Raw genomic sequence first — 16,745 nt, forward strand, 5'->3', positions numbered from 1 at the left:
GGGCAGGGGATCCAGGGGTGTTGGGCAAGGGGTGGCGCTCGACGTGCAGGCCGCATTCGCGGGTGTCGTCGTGTTCCCACCACCAGCGGCCGGCGCGAAAGTCCTCGCCGACGGCGATGGGGCGCGTGCAGGGCGCGCAACCGATGCTGGGCATGAAGGCGTCGTGCAGCGGGTTGTAGGGCACCCCGTGGCGGGCGATGTGGTGCCACACGTCGGCCCACGACCAGTCGGCCAGCGGATTGAGCTTGAGGCGACCCTGCGCATCCCGCGCCTGCAGCGGCACGTCGGCGCGGGTGGCGGACTGCTCGCGCCGCAGGCCGGTGATCCAGGCCTCGCGCCCTGCCAGCAGTCGCTCCAGCGGGGCCAGCTTGCGCAGCGCGCAGCACGCGTGGCGCAGCTCGCGGCTGCGGTACATGGCGTCCAGGCCGTGTTCGCGCTCGAAGGCGTCCACCGCCGCCGGGTCCGGCCGGAAGATCTCGACCGCCAGACCATAGTGCGCCTGCAGCCGGTCGATCAGCGCCCGCGTCTCGGGGTGCAGGCGCCCGGTGTCCAGCGTGGCCACGGCGATGGGCAGACCGTGGCGGGCGATCAGATCCGTGAGCACCATGTCCTCCGCCCCCAGGCTGGTGGCCAGCACGATGCGGCCGGCATGGGCGGCCGCGGCCTCGCGCAGGCGCTGCACCGTGGCGGCCACGCGCTGCGCATGGCCGGGCGTCTCGCGGGCGTACAGCGCGATGGCTCGGCCCGGCTCGACGGGCGGTATGTCGATCCGCAGCGACAGGGGTTCAGCCATGGGCGCGCTCCGGTGCCGTGCGTGTGCGGCGGGTGTCGGGTTGATAGTGGCCGTCGAAGGCCTGCAGCGCTTGCTGTGCGACTGCCGTCGATTCGCCCGGGCGCAGCACCGCGGTGTCGAAGCCGCTGCGCCACAGCAGCGGCGCCATGTCGGGGATGACGTCGCCCACGGCGCGGATTTGGCCGCGCCAGCGCCAGCGACCGCGCAGCAGCCGGGCCTGGCTGTAGGCCCGGCCGTCGGTCCATTTGGGAAAGGTCAGCGCGATCAGCTCCAGTCGGGGCAGGTCATCCACCAGCTCGGCGATGTCCGCGTCGTTGGGCCAGGTCACACCGACCGGGACTTCGGCCGGCCAGCCGGCGCGCACGGCACGCCACTGGTCGTGCCGGAGCAACAGGCCGGCGGCCGGGCGGGGCGCCGCCTCGTCCGGTGCGGGGCGCCACAGGTCCGCGTGGGGATCGATGAAGTGCAGGGTCGTCATGGCGGCGGGCTCAGGCGGGAACGGCGGTCGTGTGGCGCACGGCATCGGTGGCGGTGCGGAAAGGCTCCAGCCCCAGCCGGGTGAGCGTGTCCAGGAAGCGTTCGCCCGGTGCGCGCTGCTCCAGGTAGGTTGCGACCACGGCGTCCAGGGCATCGACGATCTCGTCGGCGGCAAAGGCGGGGCCGACCACCCGGCCCGCGCGCGCCGGGCCGTGACGCGTCTGTCCGTCGGAGCCGCCCAGCGTGAGCTGGTACCACTCGCTGCCGTCCTTGTCCACGCCCAGGATGCCGATGTGCCCGCTGTGGTGGTGTCCGCAGGAGTTCATGCAGCCGCTGATGTGCAGCGCCAGCTCGCCGATGGCTTCCAGCTCGTCCGGGTCCTGGTAGCGCTCGAGCACGGCCGCTGCGATGGGCAAGGTGCGCGCGTTGGCCAGACTGCACAGATCGCCGCCCGGGCAGGCGATCAGATCGGTCAGCAGGCCGTGGTTGGATGCCCCCAAGCCCACCGCCTGCGCGGCCTGCCACAGCGCGGGCAGATCGGCCTCGCGCACCCAGGGCAGCAGCAGATTTTGTTCGTGCGTCACGCGCGCCTCGCCGGCGCTGAAACGGTCCGCCAGATCGGCGGCTGCGTCGAGCTGGTCGGCACTGGCATCGCCCGGCGGCTGTCCGGCGCGCTTGAGCGTGAGCGTCACAGCGCACAGCCCGGGCAGCCGGTGCGCCTGCACATGGCGCTCGCGCCAACGCCGGTAGGCGGGCGGCAGCGCCGCGGCTGCTTCGGTCGGCGCAGCGGCGGCCGACGAGGGGGCCGATGGGGCGGTTGGTGGGGCTTCAGCCGCCCAACCCGGCGGGGGGGCGAAGTGCGCCTGCACCTCCGCCAGGGCGGCTGGTGTCAGACGCAGCTGCGCGCCCAGCGCATCGTCGTCCCGCAGCGCGCGGTATTCGGCCTCCACCGCGTCCACGAAGCGCTGACCCTCGGCCTTCACCAGAATCTTCAGCCGGGCTTTGTAGAGGTTGTCGCGTCGCCCGAACAGGTTGTACACGCGCAGGATCGCTTCCAGATACAGCACGATGTCCTGCCACGGCACAAAGGCGCGCAGCTCCGGCGCGATAAGCGGCGTGCGCCCCATGCCGCCGCCCGCCAGCACGCGAAAGCCCACCGCGCCGTGGGCGTCGCGGCGCAGTTGCAGGCCGATGTCGTGCCAGGCGATGGCCGCGCGGTCGTCCGCCGCGCCCGTCACGGCGATCTTGAACTTGCGCGGCAGGAAGGCGAATTCCGGGTGCAGCGTGCTCCACTGGCGCAGCAGCTCGCAATAGGGGCGGGGGTCCACGACCTCGTCCGGGGCGATGCCGGCCAGCGCATCGGTGGTGATGTTGCGGATGCAGTTGCCACTGGTCTGGATGCCGTGCAGATCCGCCTCGGCCAGCACATCCATCACATCGGCCGCGCGGGCCAGCGGGATCCAGTTGAACTGGATGTTCTGCCGCGTGGTGAAGTGGCCGAAACCACCCTGACCGGCCTGCGGCCCGTCGGTCACGCGGTCGAACTCGCGCGCCACGCGCGCCAGGGTGCGCAACTGGCGGCTGCTCAGTTCGCCATAGGGGATGGCCACGCGCAGCATGGGCGCGTGGCGCTGCACATACCAGCCGTTTTGCAGCCGCAGCGGCCGAAAGTCGTCGGCGCTGAGCTGCCCGGCCAGGTGCCGCCGCAACTGATCGCGGAACTGGGCGGCGCGCTGGCGGATGAAGCGTCGGTCGAAGTCGGAGTACCGGTACATCGCGGGGCATCAAGTCATCGATGCCCGGGATTCTCCGTTTTGGTTATGAAAAAACCAACGAAAAGATTGTTTGATATCTATAACCGGTGTTCATATGGCAGCGATTGCAATCCCCGCGATCGCCTCCACCAGCCGTGCGTCCTCGCCGATGGCCGGCGCCAGGAGCCACTGCACCGCCGGGTGCCGCGCGCGCAACCCTTCCAGGAGGTGGGGCAAATCCTTGCGGACGTGGCCGCCTGCGCCCAAAAACAGGGGCAGCACCGTCACCTGGCGGCAGCCGGCTGCCGCCAGGGCGGCGCCGGCAGCGGGCAAGTCCGGCGCCATGAACTCCAGGAACGCCAGCGACACCGCCAGCTCCGGCCGCGCGGCGCGCACGGCCGCCGCCACGCGCTCGAACGGGCCGGCCCAGGCCGGATCGCGTGCGCCGTGGGCGAACAGAATCAGCCCCACCTCGGGGCGGGGTGGCCCGCCCGGCGGGGCGGCGGGTGGCTCCTTGACTGCGTGCATGGCGCGCATAATGGCACGATCCGCGTAAAAAAAGGACCGTTGCCATGGATCTGTCGGACCGCTCGCACATCGTCGCCCCCACGGCCGGGGCGTTTACGCCCACCAGCGCCGAGGTCGCGCCCGGCGGCGCCGACTGGATGGCCGCGCACTGGATGCCGTTCACGGGCAACCGGCAGTTCAAGGCCGATCCGCGCCTCGTGGTCGCCGCCGAAGGCGCCTACTTGATCGATGCCGACGGGCGCCGCATCTTCGATGGCCTGTCGGGCCTGTGGTGCACGGGGCTCGGCCATGGCCGGCGCGAGATCGTCGAGGCCGTCAGCCGCCAGGTCGCGACGCTGGACTATTCGCCCGCGTTCCAGTTTGGCCATCCGCTGTCGTTCGAGCTGGCCAACCGCATCGTCGAGCGCATGCCGGCAGGCCTTAACCGCGTGTTTTTTACCGGGTCGGGGTCGGAGTCGGCGGACACCTCGCTCAAGATGGCGCGCGCCTACTGGCGGGCCAAGGGGCAGGCCAGCAAGACGCGCCTGATCGGCCGCGCCAAGGGCTACCACGGGGTCAACTTCGGCGGCATTTCGGTCGGGGGCATCGTGGGCAACCGCAAGCTGTTCGGCCAGGGCGTGGAGGCGGACCATCTGCCCCACACGCAGCCGCCGGCCGGGGGCTTTTACCGCGGCCAGCCCCCGGCGGATGCCGCCTATGCCCAGCATCTGGCCGACCATCTGCTGGACCTGATCGCGCTGCACGACGCATCGACGATTGCCGCCGTCATCGTCGAGCCGTTTTCCGGCTCGGCCGGCGTGGTCATCCCGCCGGTGGGCTATCTGCAGCGCCTGCGCGAGATTTGCACCGCGCACGACATCCTGCTCATCTTCGACGAGGTGATCAGCGGCTTTGGTCGCAGCGGCGCCTGGACGGGGGCCGAGGCCTTTGGCGTCACGCCCGACATCCTGAACTTTGCCAAGCAGGTGACCAATGGCGTGCAGCCCTTGGGCGGCGTCGTGGTGCGGCAAGAGATCTACGACACCTTCATGGCCGCGGGCGGCCCCGAGTATGCGCTGGAGTTTCCGCACGGCTACACCTATTCCGCGCACCCGGTGGCGTGCGCGGCGGGGCTGGCGTCGATGCGGCTGCTGGAGCAGGACGAGGCCATTGCCCGCGTGCGCGCGCTGGCCCCGGTGTTCGAGGCGGCGGTGCACGGCCTGCGCGGCGCCAGCCCGCACCTGACCGACATTCGCAACTACGGGCTGGCGGCCGGGCTGACCTTTGCGCCGGTGCCGGGCGAGCCGCTCAAACGCCCGTTCGAGATCGCCATGCGCATGTGGGCCAAGGGCTTTTACGTGCGCTATGGCGGGGACACGATCCAACTGGCACCGCCCTTCATCAGCACCGAGGCCGAGATCCACCGCCTGGTGGATGCGCTGGGCGAGACGATCCGCGAACTCGCCTGACCGGTGCCGACCCGTGCCGGGTCGCGGCCTCGGCCTCAGCGTTTGGTCAGCTTGAACACCGCGGTGCTGGCCAGCAGATTGGGCAGGGTGCGGACCTCGCGTCCGTTCTCCAGCCCAAACGCATCTTCGATGTGCAGGCCCAGGCGCTGCGCCAGCACCTCGAAGTCCGCGAACGTGCCGACGCGGATGTTGGGCGTGTCGTACCACTGGTACGGCAGCCGCTTGGTCACCGGCATGCGCCCGGCCAGCACGCGCAGGCGATTCGGCCAGTGCGCGAAGTTGGGGAAGGCGACGATGGCGCTGCGGCCCACGCGCGCGGTCTCGCGCAGCATCGTCTCGGCGTTGCGCAGGTGCGGCAGCGTGTCGATCTGCAACACGACGTCGAAGCTGCCATCGGCGAACATCGACAACCCTTCCTCGAGGTTGAACTGCAGCACGTCCAGCCCGCGCTTCAAGCACGCGAGCACCTGCGCGTCGTCCAGCTCGATGCCGTAGCCGTGGCAGCCGCGCGCCTCGCGCAGGTGCGCCAGCAGCGCGCCGTCGCCGCAGCCGAGGTCGAGCACGCGCGCGCCGTGCGGCACCAGGCCCGCGATGAGTTGCTGGATCTGGCGGTCGCTCATGCGGCACCTCCGGTGGTGGGCGGCTGCAGACCGGCGCCGACGCGGTGCTCGAAGTAGGCGCGCACGGCGGCGTGGTAGCGCGCGTCGTCGAGCAGGAAGGCGTCGTGCCCGTGCGGCGCGTCGATCTCGGCGTAGCTGACGGCGCGGCGGTTGTCCAGCAGCGCCTTGACGATCTCGCGGCTGCGCGCCGGCGCGAAGCGCCAGTCGGTGCTGAAGGACACGAGCAGGAAGTCGGCCTGCGCGCGTGCCAGCGCCGCCGACAGGTCTCCGTCGAACTCGCGCGCCGGGTCGAAGTAGTCCAGCGCGCGCGTGATCAGCAGGTAGGTGTTGGCGTCGAAGTACTCGCTGAACTTGTCGCCCTGGTGGCGCAGGTAGCTCTCGATCTCGAACTCGATGTCCTGCGTCGTGTAGCGGTAGGTCAGCCGCTCGGCGGCCTCCGCGTCGCCGGCGCGCAGCGCCTGCGCGAGCGGGCGCAGGCGGCGGCCGAACTTCTCGTTCATCACGTCGTCGCTCAGGTAGGTGATGTGGCCGATCATGCGCGCGATGCGCAGCCCCCGGCGCGGCTTGGTGCCGTGGCGCAGGTAGTGCCCGCCGTGGAAGTCCGGGTCGCTGACGATGGCGCGGCGCGCCACCTCGTTGAAGGCGATGTTTTCCGCCGTCAGGTTGGGGGCGCTGGCGATGACGACCGCGTGGCGTACACGCTGCGGATACTGCAGCGTCCAGCTCAGCGCCTGCATGCCGCCCAGGCTGCCGCCCATCACGGCGGCCAGCCGCTCGATGCCGAGCGCGTCCAGCAGCCGCGCCTGCGCCTCGACCCAGTCCTCCACCGTTACGACGGGGAAGTCCGCGCCCCACGGCTGGCCGGTGGCGGGGTTGACGTGCGTCGGCCCGGTGGAGCCGAAGCACGAGCCGACGTTGTTGACGCCGATGACGAAGAAGCGGCGCGTGTCCACCGGCTTGCCGGGGCCGATCATGTTGTGCCACCAGCCCTCGCTCTTGGGGATGGGCTGCCCACGTTCGTCGGCGTGCAGGCCGGCGACGTGGTGGCTGGCGTTGAGCGCGTGGCAGATCAGCACCGCGTTGTCGCGCGCGGCGTTGAGCTGGCCGTAGGTCTCGTAGACCAGCTCGAAGGCAGGCAGCACACCGCCCCCGCGCAAGGGCAGGGGTGTGTCGAAGGCATGACGCTGAGGAGTGACGATCACGGTATCGATCCTGTAGCCGCGCCGTGATCGAGGGCTTGCCGGACTTGGCCGATGGCCACGTCTTCCTCTTTAGCGGTATTTGTTACGCGCCCGCAAGCGGGACTCAAATCGGCGCTGGAAGGGAGTATACAAGCGCGGCATCCCACCCATGCGGGCGCGTGGCGGCGCGGGCCAAGTGTTGTTCTGACGCATCGCTGACGCGCTTTATCGGGCCGATCGTCGAAAAAACGGGCGCATATCGCGGCGAGCGCGCATAATGGGCGTTGCAAGTGTCCGCGACGCTTGCGTCTTGGTGATCGGTCGGTTTCGCGTGCTGCAGTTCTCTTGTGTGCCGTCGGGGCTCCATCGCTACCCTTTGTTTCGTGTGTTTTCAGGAGTCCCTCAGATGGGCAACAAGTTGTACGTCGGCAATCTTCCGTATTCGGTGCGCGATGGCGATCTCGAGCAGGCATTCAGCGCGTTTGGCCAAGTGTCCAGCGCCAAGGTCATGATGGAGCGCGATACCGGCCGCTCCAAGGGTTTCGGTTTCGTCGAGATGGGCACCGATGCCGAGGCGCAGGCCGCCATCTCCGGCATGAACGGCCAGTCCATGGGCGGCCGCGATCTGGTGGTTAATGAGGCGCGCCCGATGGAGGCGCGTCCCCCGCGCAGCGGTGGCTTTGGCGGCGGTCGCCGTGATGGTGGTGGCTTCGGCGGCGGCGAGGGCCAGTTCCGCAGCCCGTATGGCACCGGCCGTCGGCGCGACGACCGCGGCGGTTATTGACTCTGCGCTGGGCGTGCCACCAGCGTGGCGCGCACCTGCCCCTGCAGGTCGGCGATGCCATTGCGCTCGTCGTACCGCAGGCGGTTGCCGATGAGCGTGTCCGCACCGCGCGTCAGCCGAACCGGCTGATCCGATTCGAGCAACCGCCGATCGTCATGCCACGTCAGGGTCTGGCCTTCCAAGGTTAGGCGCGGCGTGGCATTTTTGCGTTCCCCCTCCGGCCAGGCCTCGCGCACCAGGCGCACGTCGCCGCGCAGGTGGTAGGTGGTGCGCGCGTCGTCGGTGCGCAGCTCGCGGGCGCGCGCCAGCAGCCGCATTTGCCCCGCGTGGTCGATGCGCTCCAGCGTGGCGTCCTGCACCCGCAGCAGGCCGTTGGCCGGAAAATGCTCCAGCACCGCACCGGTCAGCACCGATCCCAGGCGGCCATCGGCCTCGTAGCGGCGCAGGATGAAGCCCTCAAGGCGGTAGTCGGGCTGGCCTTCCGCCAGCGGCGTATCCGGTGCAGCGGCTGGCCCCGGGATGCGTTGGACGATCCCGTAGGTCACCAGGGCCAGTACCCCCATCAGCAGCACCGGCAGGTACAGCGACAGCCGCTCCCACAGCCCGTGCCAGCGCGGGGTGGCCGGGGACGGCGGGGCGGCGGGGATGGGGTTCACGCCGACGCCTCGGCCAGCAGGCTGGCGTAGCGGCCCGACGCCACCAGCAGCAGGTCGCAAAACTCCCGCGCCGCGCCATAGCCCGCCGCGGCCTGGGTGATGTGGTGCACACAGGCCCGCACCTCGGCGTGCGCGGATGGCGGGGCCACGGCGAACGCGCAGCGGCGCAGCACGGGCAGATCGGGCCAGTCGTCGCCCATGGCGGCGGCCTGCGACCAGTCCAGGCCCAGGGCATGCAGAATGGCCTCGGCGGCCGGCCGCTTGTCCTCCGTGCCGTAACGCACATGCTGCACACCGAGTGCCTGCAGGCGGTTGCGCAGGGCGGCCGAGTCGCGCCCGGTGACGACGGCGGGCTCGATGCCCGCGCGGCGCAGCAGTTTCAGCCCATGGCCGTCCAGGCTGGAAAAGCGCTTGAGCGCCTCGCCATCGGGCCCGAAGTAGAGCCCGCCGTCGGTGAGCACACCGTCCACGTCGAAGAAGGCGACGCGCACGTCCTGCGCCCGCAGCAGCGTTTCGGGGGGAAAGTTCAGCGCAGGCGGGGTCATCAGATCACCTTGGCGCGCATCAGGTCGTGGTGGTTGAGGGCACCCACCAGCCGCCCGCCGTCGTCGACCACGAGCACGCTGGTGATGCGGTGCGTTTCCATGAGGTCGGCCGCCTCCACGGCCAGCATCTGGGGCCGCACGGTGCGCGGCTGCGGGTGCATGACTTCGCCGGCGGTCAGCTGGCGCAGGTCGGCGCTCTCGCGCCGTTCGATCAGCCGTCGCAAATCGCCGTCGGTGAAGATGCCGATGGCCGCACCCGCGTCGTCCACCACCGCCGCCGCGCCCAGGCCGCCTGCGCTCATGGCGCGCATGGTCTCGATCAGCGTGGCGGTGGGGGGCACCTGTGGTGTCGCCTCCAGCGGGCGCATCACGTCGCGCACCAGTGTCAGCAGACGGCGGCCGAGCGCGCCGCCGGGGTGCGAGCGGGCAAAGTCGTCGGGCTGAAAGCCGCGTGCGCTCAGCAGCGCCACCGCCAGTGCGTCGCCCATGGCCATCTGCGCCGTGGTGCTGGCGGTCGGGGCCAGGTTATGGGGGCAGGCCTCGCGCGCCACCCCCGTGTCCAGCACCACATCGGCATGCCGGCCCAGGCTGGAGTCGGCCCGCCCCGTCATCGCCAGCAGCGGCACCCCCATGCGCTTGATCAGCGGCAGGATGGCGGTCAGCTCCTCGCTCTCGCCGGAGTTGCTGATGGCCAGGACCACGTCGGCCGGCGTGATCATGCCCAGGTCGCCGTGGCTGGCCTCGGCCGGGTGCATGAACAGGGCGGGCGTGCCGGTGGAGGCCAGCGTCGCGGCGATTTTGCGGCCGACGTGCCCGCTTTTGCCCATGCCGGTGACCACCACTCGCCCGCGGCAGGCCAGTACCGTGTGCACCGCCTGCGCAAATCGGATGTCCAGCCGGTCGGCCATCGCCTGCAGGCCCTGGATTTCGGTGTCCAGCGCCTCGCGCGCGAGGGCCAGCAGCGCATCGGCATCGGGCGCGGGATGGGTGGCGGGGGACGGCGTCATGTGGGGATTATCCGGCAAGGCCATCGCCCGCGCCGCCGTAAGATCGGCGGGATGAACTCGCTGGACATCGCGCTGCTGTATCTGCTGGCTGCCGTGCTGGGTGTCGTGGTCTGCCGCACCCTGCGGCTGCCGGCGATGATCGGCTACCTGGCGGTCGGCGTGCTGATCGGTCCGCACGCGCTGGCCTTGGCGCAAAACTCCGCCGGACTGCGCTACCTGGCCGAGTTTGGCGTGGTGTTCCTGATGTTCGCCATCGGGCTGGAGTTCAGCCTGCCCAAGTTGCGCGCGATGAAGCGCTATGTGTTTGGGCTGGGGACGGCGCAGGTGGTGGTGACGGTGCTGCTGACCACGCTGGCGTCGCTGGTGCTGGGGTGGTGGCTGCCGCAGTGGTGGAAGCTGGAGTGGCAGATGGCGCTGGCCATGGGCGGCGTCATGGCGATGAGCAGCACCGCCATCGTCGTCAAGCTGATGGCCGACCGGCTGGAGCTGGAGTCCGAGCACGGCCAGCGCGTGGTTGGCATTCTGCTGTTTCAGGATCTGGCGGTGGTGCCGCTGCTGGTGCTGATCCCGGCGCTGGGCGCCGACAGCGAGAACCTGGCCGGCGCGCTGCTGCTGGCGCTGGCCAAAGCGGCGGTGCTGCTGACCGTGCTGCTCACCGGTGGCCAGCGGGTGATGCGCTGGTGGCTGACGCTGGTCGCGCGGCGCAAGAGCCAGGAACTGTTCATGCTCAACCTGCTGCTCGTCACGCTGGGGCTGGCCTGGCTGACCGAGCATGCGGGGCTGTCGCTGGCGCTGGGCGCGTTCGTGGCCGGCATGCTGATCGCCGAGACGGAGTACAAGCACCAGGTGGAGTCGGACATCCGCCCTTTCCACGATGTGTTGCTGGGGCTGTTTTTCATCACCATCGGCATGATGCTGGACTGGCGCCTGGTGCTCGAGCGCTGGCCGTTGGTGTTGCTGCTGCTGACCCTGTCGCTGACCTTCAAGGTGGCGCTGATCACCGTGCTGGCCCGGGCGTTCGGCGCTTCGATGGGGACCTCGCTGCGCGTGGGGCTGTATCTGATGCAGGCGGGCGAGTTTGGCCTGGTGCTGCTGCAACTGGCCAACCAGAACGGCCTGGTGCCCCCGGCGCTGTTCAACCCGACGCTGGCGTCCATGGTCATCTCGATGCTGCTGACGCCCTTCATCATCCAGCACAGCAACGCCATCGTGGCGCGGCTGGTCGGCAGCGACTGGCTGATGCAATCGGTGCAGATGACGCAGATCGCGCGCAAAGCCATCGCGGCCGACAAGCACGTCATCATTTGCGGCTACGGCCGCTGCGGGCAAAACCTGGCCCGCCTGCTGGAGGGCGAGCGCATGCCCTACATGGCGCTGGACCTGGACCCCGACCGGGTGCGGCAGGCGGCGGCGGCGGGGCATTCCGTCGTGTTTGGCGACGCGGCGCGCCTGCAGTCGCTGATGGCTGCCGGGCTGGCGCGGGCGAGTGCCGTGGTCGTCACCTATCTGGACACCCCCAGCGCGCTGAAGGTGCTGCACCATGTGCGCGAACACGCACCGCACGTGCCGGTGGTGGTGCGCACGGTGGACGACGCGGATCTGGCCCGCTTGCAGGCCGCCGGCGCCACCGAGGTCGTGCCCGAAGCGCTGGAAGCCAGCCTGATGCTGGCCAGCCATGCCCTGGCACTGGTCGGCGTGCCGCTGCGCCGCGTGGTGCGGCTGGTCCAGCAGCAGCGCGAGGCGCGCTACCAATTGCTGCGCGGCTACTTCCACGGGGCCGACGACGACGCCACCGACGAACCCCACCAAGAGCGCCTGACGACGGTGGTGCTGCCCCCCGCGGGGCCGACCGTCGGGCGCACCCTGGGCGAGCTGGCCCTGCATGCGGTCGGCGTGCGGGTGGTCGGCGTGCGCCGTGCCGGCGGCCGACACGAGGACCCCACCGACGAGCTGCGCCTGCACGGCGGCGACGCCGTGGTGCTGTACGGCGCCCCGGAAGCGCTGGCGCTGGCCGAAGGCAAGCTGCTGGCCGGATAATCGCGCCCCTATGGACACCGCCGCCTACCTCAAAGCCCACATCCGCACCGTGCCCGACTGGCCTGCGCCCGGCGTGCAGTTTCGCGACATCACGCCGCTGCTGCAGGACCCCAAGGTCTTCCGCGTGCTGATCGACACCTTCATCCACCGCTACATGGACCGCGACAAGCGGCCCGATGTGGTGGCGGGGCTGGATGCGCGCGGTTTCATCATCGGTTCGGTGGTTGCCTATGAGCTGGGGATCGGCTTCGTGCCCATCCGCAAAAAAGGCAAGCTGCCCTTCACGACGGTGGAAGAGACCTACGAGCTGGAGTACGGCAGCGCCACCGTCGAGCTGCACACCGACGCCGTCAAGCCCGGCGACCGCGTGCTGCTGATCGACGACCTGATCGCCACCGGCGGCACCATGATGGCCGGCAAGAAACTGCTGGAAAAGCTGGGCGCCACCGTGACCGAGGGCGCGGCCATCGTGGCCCTGCCCGAGCTGGGCGGCCTGCAGCGCCTGCAAGAGGCCGGCTTGCCCCTGTTTACGCTGGTCAGCTTCGAGGGCCATTGATCTGGCCATGGGGCGGGCGGCCACCCGGCAGCGGGTTGCCGCGCCAGTACACGGCGCGCACCTCCAGCCCCAGGGTTTGCCGCGCCTCGGTCTGGACTTCCGCTTCCAGCCGCGCGGCCTCGGGTACGGGCCCGGCCGCCAGGCCCACCCGGTGCGGCAACCAGTCGATCAGCACCAGGTGCTGCAGGCCCTCGCGGTCCAGCGACAGCACGCGCACGCGGTAGCGGCCGGACAGCACCCCGTGGCGGATCATGATCTCGCGCACCAGCAGCGCCACCCGCTCGCGCTGGCGCCGCCGCGGGCTGGGCCGCGCGGCGTCGTGAGCCGACGCCTCGCGCGGCGCCAAGCCCCACCAGCGCCGCCACCGCGCCAGCCAGCCGGCGGCGGCAGGCGAGCGGCTGGGGTTGGGGGGCGGCGGCGACATGGCGGCGTGGGGCAAGGCGGGCAACGGCTGACATTTTGGCCACTTTTGGCGCGTCTGCGTCGCGTTTGCCGACTTTGCGGCCTGTTTTGCGCTTTCCGCGCGGGCGTTTTGGCCGATACTCTGTCACCATTGGTTTTGCGCCGTCCATCGTCGGCGGGCCCGTTCGCCCGGCCCCCTGCCCAAGAGGAGTCACCATGACCGCTGTTGCCACCTCGATCGCCGCCCATTCCGATGCCGCCTCCGGCCGCACGAGTGCCGAGTTTCTGACCTTCCGGCTCGGGGCGGAGGAGTACGGCATCGACATCCTGCGCGTGCAGGAGATCCGCTCCTACGAAAACCCCACCCGCATCGCCAACGCACCCTCGCACATTCTGGGGGTCGTCAACCTGCGCGGCGTGATCGTGCCGGTGGTGGACCTGCGCATCAAGCTCGGGTGCGAGAAGGTTGAATACAATGGCCTGACCGTGGTCATCGTGCTCAACGTCAAGGGGCGGGTGGTCGGTGCGGTGGTCGATTCGGTGTCGGACGTGCTGGAGCTGCCGCGCGACCAGATCCGCTCCGCGCCCGAAATGGCGTCGTCCACCGTGGACACGGCGTTCATCACCGGCATCGCCAGCGTCGGCGAGCGCATGCTGATCCTGATGGACATCGAAGCCTTGATGGGCAGCCCCGACATGGGGCTGATGGATGTTTGATCGCCCCCGCCATGCTGATCGAAAGGACACGGGCATGAGCACAAGCGACTGGATGCGCGCCTACAGCGTGCGCGTGCGCATGTGGGGCGCGATCGCCGTGGTGCTGGTGCTGATGCTGGCGCTGGCCGGGGTGGGTGTGTGGGCCGTGCACCACATGCAGATTGCGCAGCACGAGGCCCTGACGCTCGCCTGGGTGGCCGCCGGCAACGGCGCCAACGAGGCCTTCGCGCAACAGATGATCGAGCTGACCGAGCACGGCGAGCAGATCCGTGCGCAGTCGCTGTGGGCGCTGGCGGCCGCGCTGGTGGTGGCGATGGCCATCGTCGCGCCCACCACCTGGATGAACATGCGCAGCATCGTGCATCCGGTGCACGAGGCGCAGGCGCTGGCGGTGGCCATCGCCCGGGGTGACCTGACCACCCGCGCCGACACCGGCGGGCACGACGAACTGGCCGAACTGATGCGCAGCCTTGCCGATATGCAGGCGTCGCTCGCGCGCACCGTGGGCGAAGTCCACGCCACCGCCGAGCGCATGCGGGCCACGGCCGAATCGGTGGCCAGCGGCAGCCAGGACCTGGCCCAGCGCACCGAGCAGACCGCCGAGCACCTGCGCCAGACCGCCACCAGCATCGACGAGCTGACCCGCCATGTGGCGGCCAGCAGCGAGGCCGCGCAGGCCGCGATCGAACTGGCGCGACGCAACGCCGAGGTGGCCGAGCGCGGTGGCGAGGCCGTCGGCCAAGTGGTGGCGACGATGGACGGCATCCAGGCCGCCAGCCGCAAGATCGCCGACATCATCGGTGTCATCGACGGCATTGCCTTCCAGACCAACATCCTGGCGCTCAACGCGGCGGTGGAGGCGGCGCGCGCCGGCGAGGCCGGCCGCGGTTTTGCCGTCGTGGCCGGCGAGGTGCGGCAACTCGCGCAACGCAGCGCCCAGGCCGCCAAGGAGATCAAGACGCTCATCGAGGCCAGCGTGGTGCAGGTGGGCACGGGCACGGCCCAAGTGCACGCGGCCGGCGCCACCATCCGGGACATCGTCGCCAACGCCGAGCAGGTCTCCGCCTTCATCCGCGAGATCACCGCCGCCAGCCAGCAGCAGGCGCAGGGCTTGGCGCAGATCAACGCGGCCGTGGCCGAGGTGGACCAGATGACGCAGCAGAACACGGCGCTGGTGGCGCACAGCACCGACACCGCCACCCATGTGCGCGCGCAGGCGGAGCGCATGGCACAGATGGTCGCGGTGTTCCGCCTGCCGGGGGTGGCGGGCGAGCACGCACCGCTGGTGCCGGCGCAGGTGCGCGGGCATGGCGACCCGTCCAGCTACCACGGGCCGGAGCGGCGCCGCTCGCCGCGGGCGGCGTAACCCAAAGGCAAACGATTTCCTTCACTGCACGATACCAAATGGGGCTGCACCATGAGGCTCGATGACATCTCGGTCAGAGCAAGGCTTTACGGAGGATTTGGCGTGGTACTGGCGCTGCTGCTGATCGTGGCAGGCATCGGTCTGCTCGGGATGCTGCACATCGAAACCGACCTGCGCGAGGCCAAGGCGGTGGAGCGACGCGCGTTCACCGCGCAGCAATGGGCGGCGTTGACCGAGTTGAACGGCTCGCGCGTGCTCGCCCAGGTCAAGTCGGGTGGGGATCCTTCGGTCAAAGCTTATTTCGAACCGCTGATCAAGGAAACCACGGCCGAGATCAACCAGCTTCAAAAGGAGCTGGAGCAGTCCGTCCGGAATGAAGAGGTGCGGCGCGCGCTAGAGCAACTCGGCGCCATGCGCAAGGCGTACATCGATGCTCGTCAAGAGACGTTCAATGCGTTGTCCACCGGTGCTGTCGAGCTGGCGCAACAACTGGCTGACAGCAAGCTGCTGCCCGCGTTGCGCGCATATCAAAGCGCCCAGGCTCAGCTGGTCAAGCTCCAGACCGATCTGGCCGATCGATACACCCAGCAGACGTCGCAAGCCGTCGCCACCTCGGTATGGATCGTGGCGGGGCTGACGGTCGTGGCGCTGTTGCTGGGGCTGTTGGCCGCGTGGAGGATCACCCGCTCGATAGTGCAACCGCTGCGCTCCTTGCAGGATGTGGACACGCGAATTGCGCAGGGACACATCGAACAGACGCTCGACGTGCAGCGCCGCGACGAAATCGGCGACTTGTTGCGCAGCAAGGATTCGGTGCTGATCGCGCTGCGGCGCATCGTGGGCGACATTCGCCAAGCCAGCGTACAGATCGAGACCGCCAGTGCCGAGATTGCGCAGGGCAACCAGGACTTGTCGGCCCGTACGGAGAGCGCAGCCTCCAGCTTGGAGCAGACCGCCTCCAGCCTGGAAGAGTTGACCGAAGCGGTGCGCCGCAGCGCGGACGCTGCCCGTACCGCCAACCAGCTGGCGACCCAGGCGGCCGAACAGGCCCGGCAGGGGGGGCAAGTGGTGGAGCAGGCGGTGTCCGCCATGCAGGGCATCGAGGCGAGCAGCCAAAAGATCGCCGACATCATCCAGGTCATCGACGGCATCGCGTTCCAGACCAACATCCTCGCGCTCAACGCCGCGGTGGAGGCGGCGCGCGCCGGCGAAGCGGGCCGCGGCTTTGCCGTGGTGGCGGGCGAGGTGCGCGCGCTGGCCCAGCGCAGCGCCCAAGCGGCCAAGGAGATCAAGGCCCTCATCGAACAAAGCGTGGCCCAGGTGCGTGACGGCAGCGGACAGGTGCGCCAGGCGGGTGGGACGATACACGACGTCGTGCAGGCGATTCAGCGGGTCGCCGACATGATTGGAGAGGTCACCGCAGCGGCCAGCGAACAGAGCGAAGGGATCGCCCAGGTCAATGCGGCAGTGGGGCAGTTGGACCAGACCACACAGCAGAATGCGGCGCTGGCCGAGCAGGCCACCGCCGCAGCCCAAAGCCTGCTCGATCAAGCGCAGCGCTTGCGGGAGTTGGTGTCGTTTTTTCATACCAGCGATGCCACGGTGATGGTGGCGCGTGCGCCGACGTCCAAGGCGATGGGGAGCGTTTCCGCGCGGCCGGTACCCAAGGCCGTGGGCAACGCCGCCAAACCCGCTGTCCGTTTGAGTGCTCCCGCCTCCAAGCCACGAAGCGGACCGGCTGCCGCTTTGGCGACCCCAGCGCAGGGGGCTTCTGGGCCAACCAAGGCTGCCTCTGCTCGGCCGGCCGCGGCACCCGCGCCCAAGCCAGCCGACGACGGCGACTGGGAAACCTTCTGACCCTGGCTGACCGCGCG

General features: G+C 70.0%; 17 protein-coding genes and 1 riboswitch. Of the genes, 7 read left to right on the forward strand and 10 right to left on the reverse strand.

The window, feature by feature from the left end; genetic code table 11:
- The 4 genes from Tfont_RS06175 to Tfont_RS06190 all read right to left on the reverse strand — a co-directional run.
- Positions 1-793, reverse strand: a 793-nt coding sequence (locus Tfont_RS06175) for a phosphoadenylyl-sulfate reductase (RefSeq protein WP_143968793.1), incomplete at its 3' end; no start/stop codon positions are given.
- Entirely contained in the window at positions 786-1,271 is a 486-nt protein-coding gene (locus Tfont_RS06180; protein WP_143968794.1) for a DUF934 domain-containing protein, read from the reverse strand. The genes Tfont_RS06180 and Tfont_RS06175, both read right to left, overlap by 8 nt.
- A gap of 10 nt (positions 1,272-1,281) precedes the next feature.
- On the reverse strand, positions 1,282-3,045 hold the full coding sequence (locus Tfont_RS06185) for a nitrite/sulfite reductase (RefSeq protein WP_143968795.1): 1,764 nt from the start codon (positions 3,043-3,045) through the stop codon (positions 1,282-1,284).
- Positions 3,046-3,135: 90 nt separating this feature from the next.
- Positions 3,136-3,552 carry a sirohydrochlorin chelatase gene (locus tag Tfont_RS06190; protein ID WP_143968796.1) on the reverse strand — a complete coding sequence of 139 codons (417 nt, stop codon included), beginning with the start codon at positions 3,550-3,552 and terminating at the stop codon, positions 3,136-3,138.
- A 44-nt stretch (positions 3,553-3,596) separates the two neighbouring features.
- Between Tfont_RS06190 and Tfont_RS06195 the strand changes: the two genes are divergently transcribed.
- Positions 3,597-5,000, forward strand: a complete 1,404-nt coding sequence (locus Tfont_RS06195) for an aspartate aminotransferase family protein (RefSeq protein ID WP_143968797.1) — start codon at positions 3,597-3,599, stop codon at positions 4,998-5,000.
- A gap of 35 nt (positions 5,001-5,035) precedes the next feature.
- On the opposite strand, the gene metW is transcribed toward Tfont_RS06195, so the two are convergent.
- Together metW and metX are read right to left on the reverse strand one after the other, a co-directional pair.
- On the reverse strand, positions 5,036-5,620 hold the full coding sequence (metW, locus tag Tfont_RS06200; RefSeq protein ID WP_143968798.1) for a methionine biosynthesis protein MetW: 585 nt from the start codon (positions 5,618-5,620) through the stop codon (positions 5,036-5,038).
- Positions 5,617-6,822, reverse strand: a complete 1,206-nt coding sequence (gene metX / locus Tfont_RS06205; RefSeq protein ID WP_143968799.1) for a homoserine O-succinyltransferase MetX — start codon at positions 6,820-6,822, stop codon at positions 5,617-5,619. Before metX ends, metW begins: the two co-directional genes overlap by 4 nt.
- A gap of 48 nt (positions 6,823-6,870) precedes the next feature.
- A riboswitch (SAM riboswitch) is annotated at positions 6,871-6,947 on the reverse strand.
- A gap of 260 nt (positions 6,948-7,207) precedes the next feature.
- Between metX and Tfont_RS06210 the strand changes: the two genes are divergently transcribed.
- Complete coding sequence (locus Tfont_RS06210; protein WP_068607050.1) at positions 7,208-7,585, forward strand: RNA recognition motif domain-containing protein; 378 nt, start codon at positions 7,208-7,210, stop codon at positions 7,583-7,585.
- On the opposite strand, the gene lptC is transcribed toward Tfont_RS06210, so the two are convergent.
- Genes lptC through Tfont_RS06225 form a run of 3 tightly spaced genes read right to left on the reverse strand, consistent with a single transcriptional unit; the run spans position 7,579 to position 9,793 of the window.
- A complete protein-coding gene (lptC, locus tag Tfont_RS06215; RefSeq protein ID WP_143968800.1) occupies positions 7,579-8,241 on the reverse strand; it encodes an LPS export ABC transporter periplasmic protein LptC in 663 nt (220 codons plus the stop codon). The genes Tfont_RS06210 and lptC overlap by 7 nt on opposite strands.
- On the reverse strand, positions 8,238-8,786 hold the full coding sequence (locus Tfont_RS06220; protein ID WP_068607047.1) for a KdsC family phosphatase: 549 nt from the start codon (positions 8,784-8,786) through the stop codon (positions 8,238-8,240). The genes lptC and Tfont_RS06220 overlap by 4 nt, the downstream gene beginning before the upstream one ends.
- The gene (locus Tfont_RS06225) at positions 8,786-9,793 is read right to left on the reverse strand and encodes a KpsF/GutQ family sugar-phosphate isomerase (RefSeq protein WP_143968801.1); all 1,008 of its coding nucleotides are present in this window, start codon (positions 9,791-9,793) and stop codon (positions 8,786-8,788) included. Before Tfont_RS06225 ends, Tfont_RS06220 begins: the two co-directional genes overlap by 1 nt.
- A 51-nt stretch (positions 9,794-9,844) precedes the next feature.
- On the opposite strand from Tfont_RS06225, the gene Tfont_RS06230 reads away from it, so the two are divergent.
- A complete protein-coding gene (locus Tfont_RS06230; RefSeq protein WP_143968802.1) occupies positions 9,845-11,830 on the forward strand; it encodes a cation:proton antiporter in 1,986 nt (661 codons plus the stop codon).
- A 10-nt stretch (positions 11,831-11,840) separates the two neighbouring features.
- Positions 11,841-12,386, forward strand: a complete 546-nt coding sequence (locus Tfont_RS06235) for an adenine phosphoribosyltransferase (RefSeq protein ID WP_068607041.1) — start codon at positions 11,841-11,843, stop codon at positions 12,384-12,386.
- Here the strand turns inward: Tfont_RS06235 and Tfont_RS06240 are convergent.
- Complete coding sequence (locus Tfont_RS06240) at positions 12,367-12,810, reverse strand: hypothetical protein (protein WP_143968803.1); 444 nt, start codon at positions 12,808-12,810, stop codon at positions 12,367-12,369. The genes Tfont_RS06235 and Tfont_RS06240 overlap by 20 nt on opposite strands.
- Before the next feature lie 194 nt (positions 12,811-13,004).
- Here Tfont_RS06240 and Tfont_RS06245 point away from each other — a divergent pair, with 194 nt between their 5' ends.
- Genes Tfont_RS06245 through Tfont_RS06255 form a run of 3 tightly spaced genes read left to right on the forward strand, consistent with a single transcriptional unit; the run spans position 13,005 to position 16,728 of the window.
- On the forward strand, positions 13,005-13,505 hold the full coding sequence (locus tag Tfont_RS06245) for a chemotaxis protein CheW (protein ID WP_143968804.1): 501 nt from the start codon (positions 13,005-13,007) through the stop codon (positions 13,503-13,505).
- Positions 13,506-13,539: 34 nt separating this feature from the next.
- Positions 13,540-14,871: a methyl-accepting chemotaxis protein gene (locus Tfont_RS06250; protein ID WP_143968805.1), complete on the forward strand. Its 1,332-nt coding sequence runs from the start codon at positions 13,540-13,542 to the stop codon at positions 14,869-14,871.
- Positions 14,872-14,922: 51 nt separating this feature from the next.
- The gene (locus tag Tfont_RS06255) at positions 14,923-16,728 is read left to right on the forward strand and encodes a methyl-accepting chemotaxis protein (RefSeq protein WP_143968806.1); all 1,806 of its coding nucleotides are present in this window, start codon (positions 14,923-14,925) and stop codon (positions 16,726-16,728) included.
- Positions 16,729-16,745: the final 17 nt, after the last annotated feature.

It is taken from the genome of Tepidimonas fonticaldi (genome assembly GCF_007556755.1).
Taxonomy (GTDB): Bacteria; Pseudomonadota; Gammaproteobacteria; order Burkholderiales; family Burkholderiaceae_C; genus Tepidimonas; species Tepidimonas fonticaldi.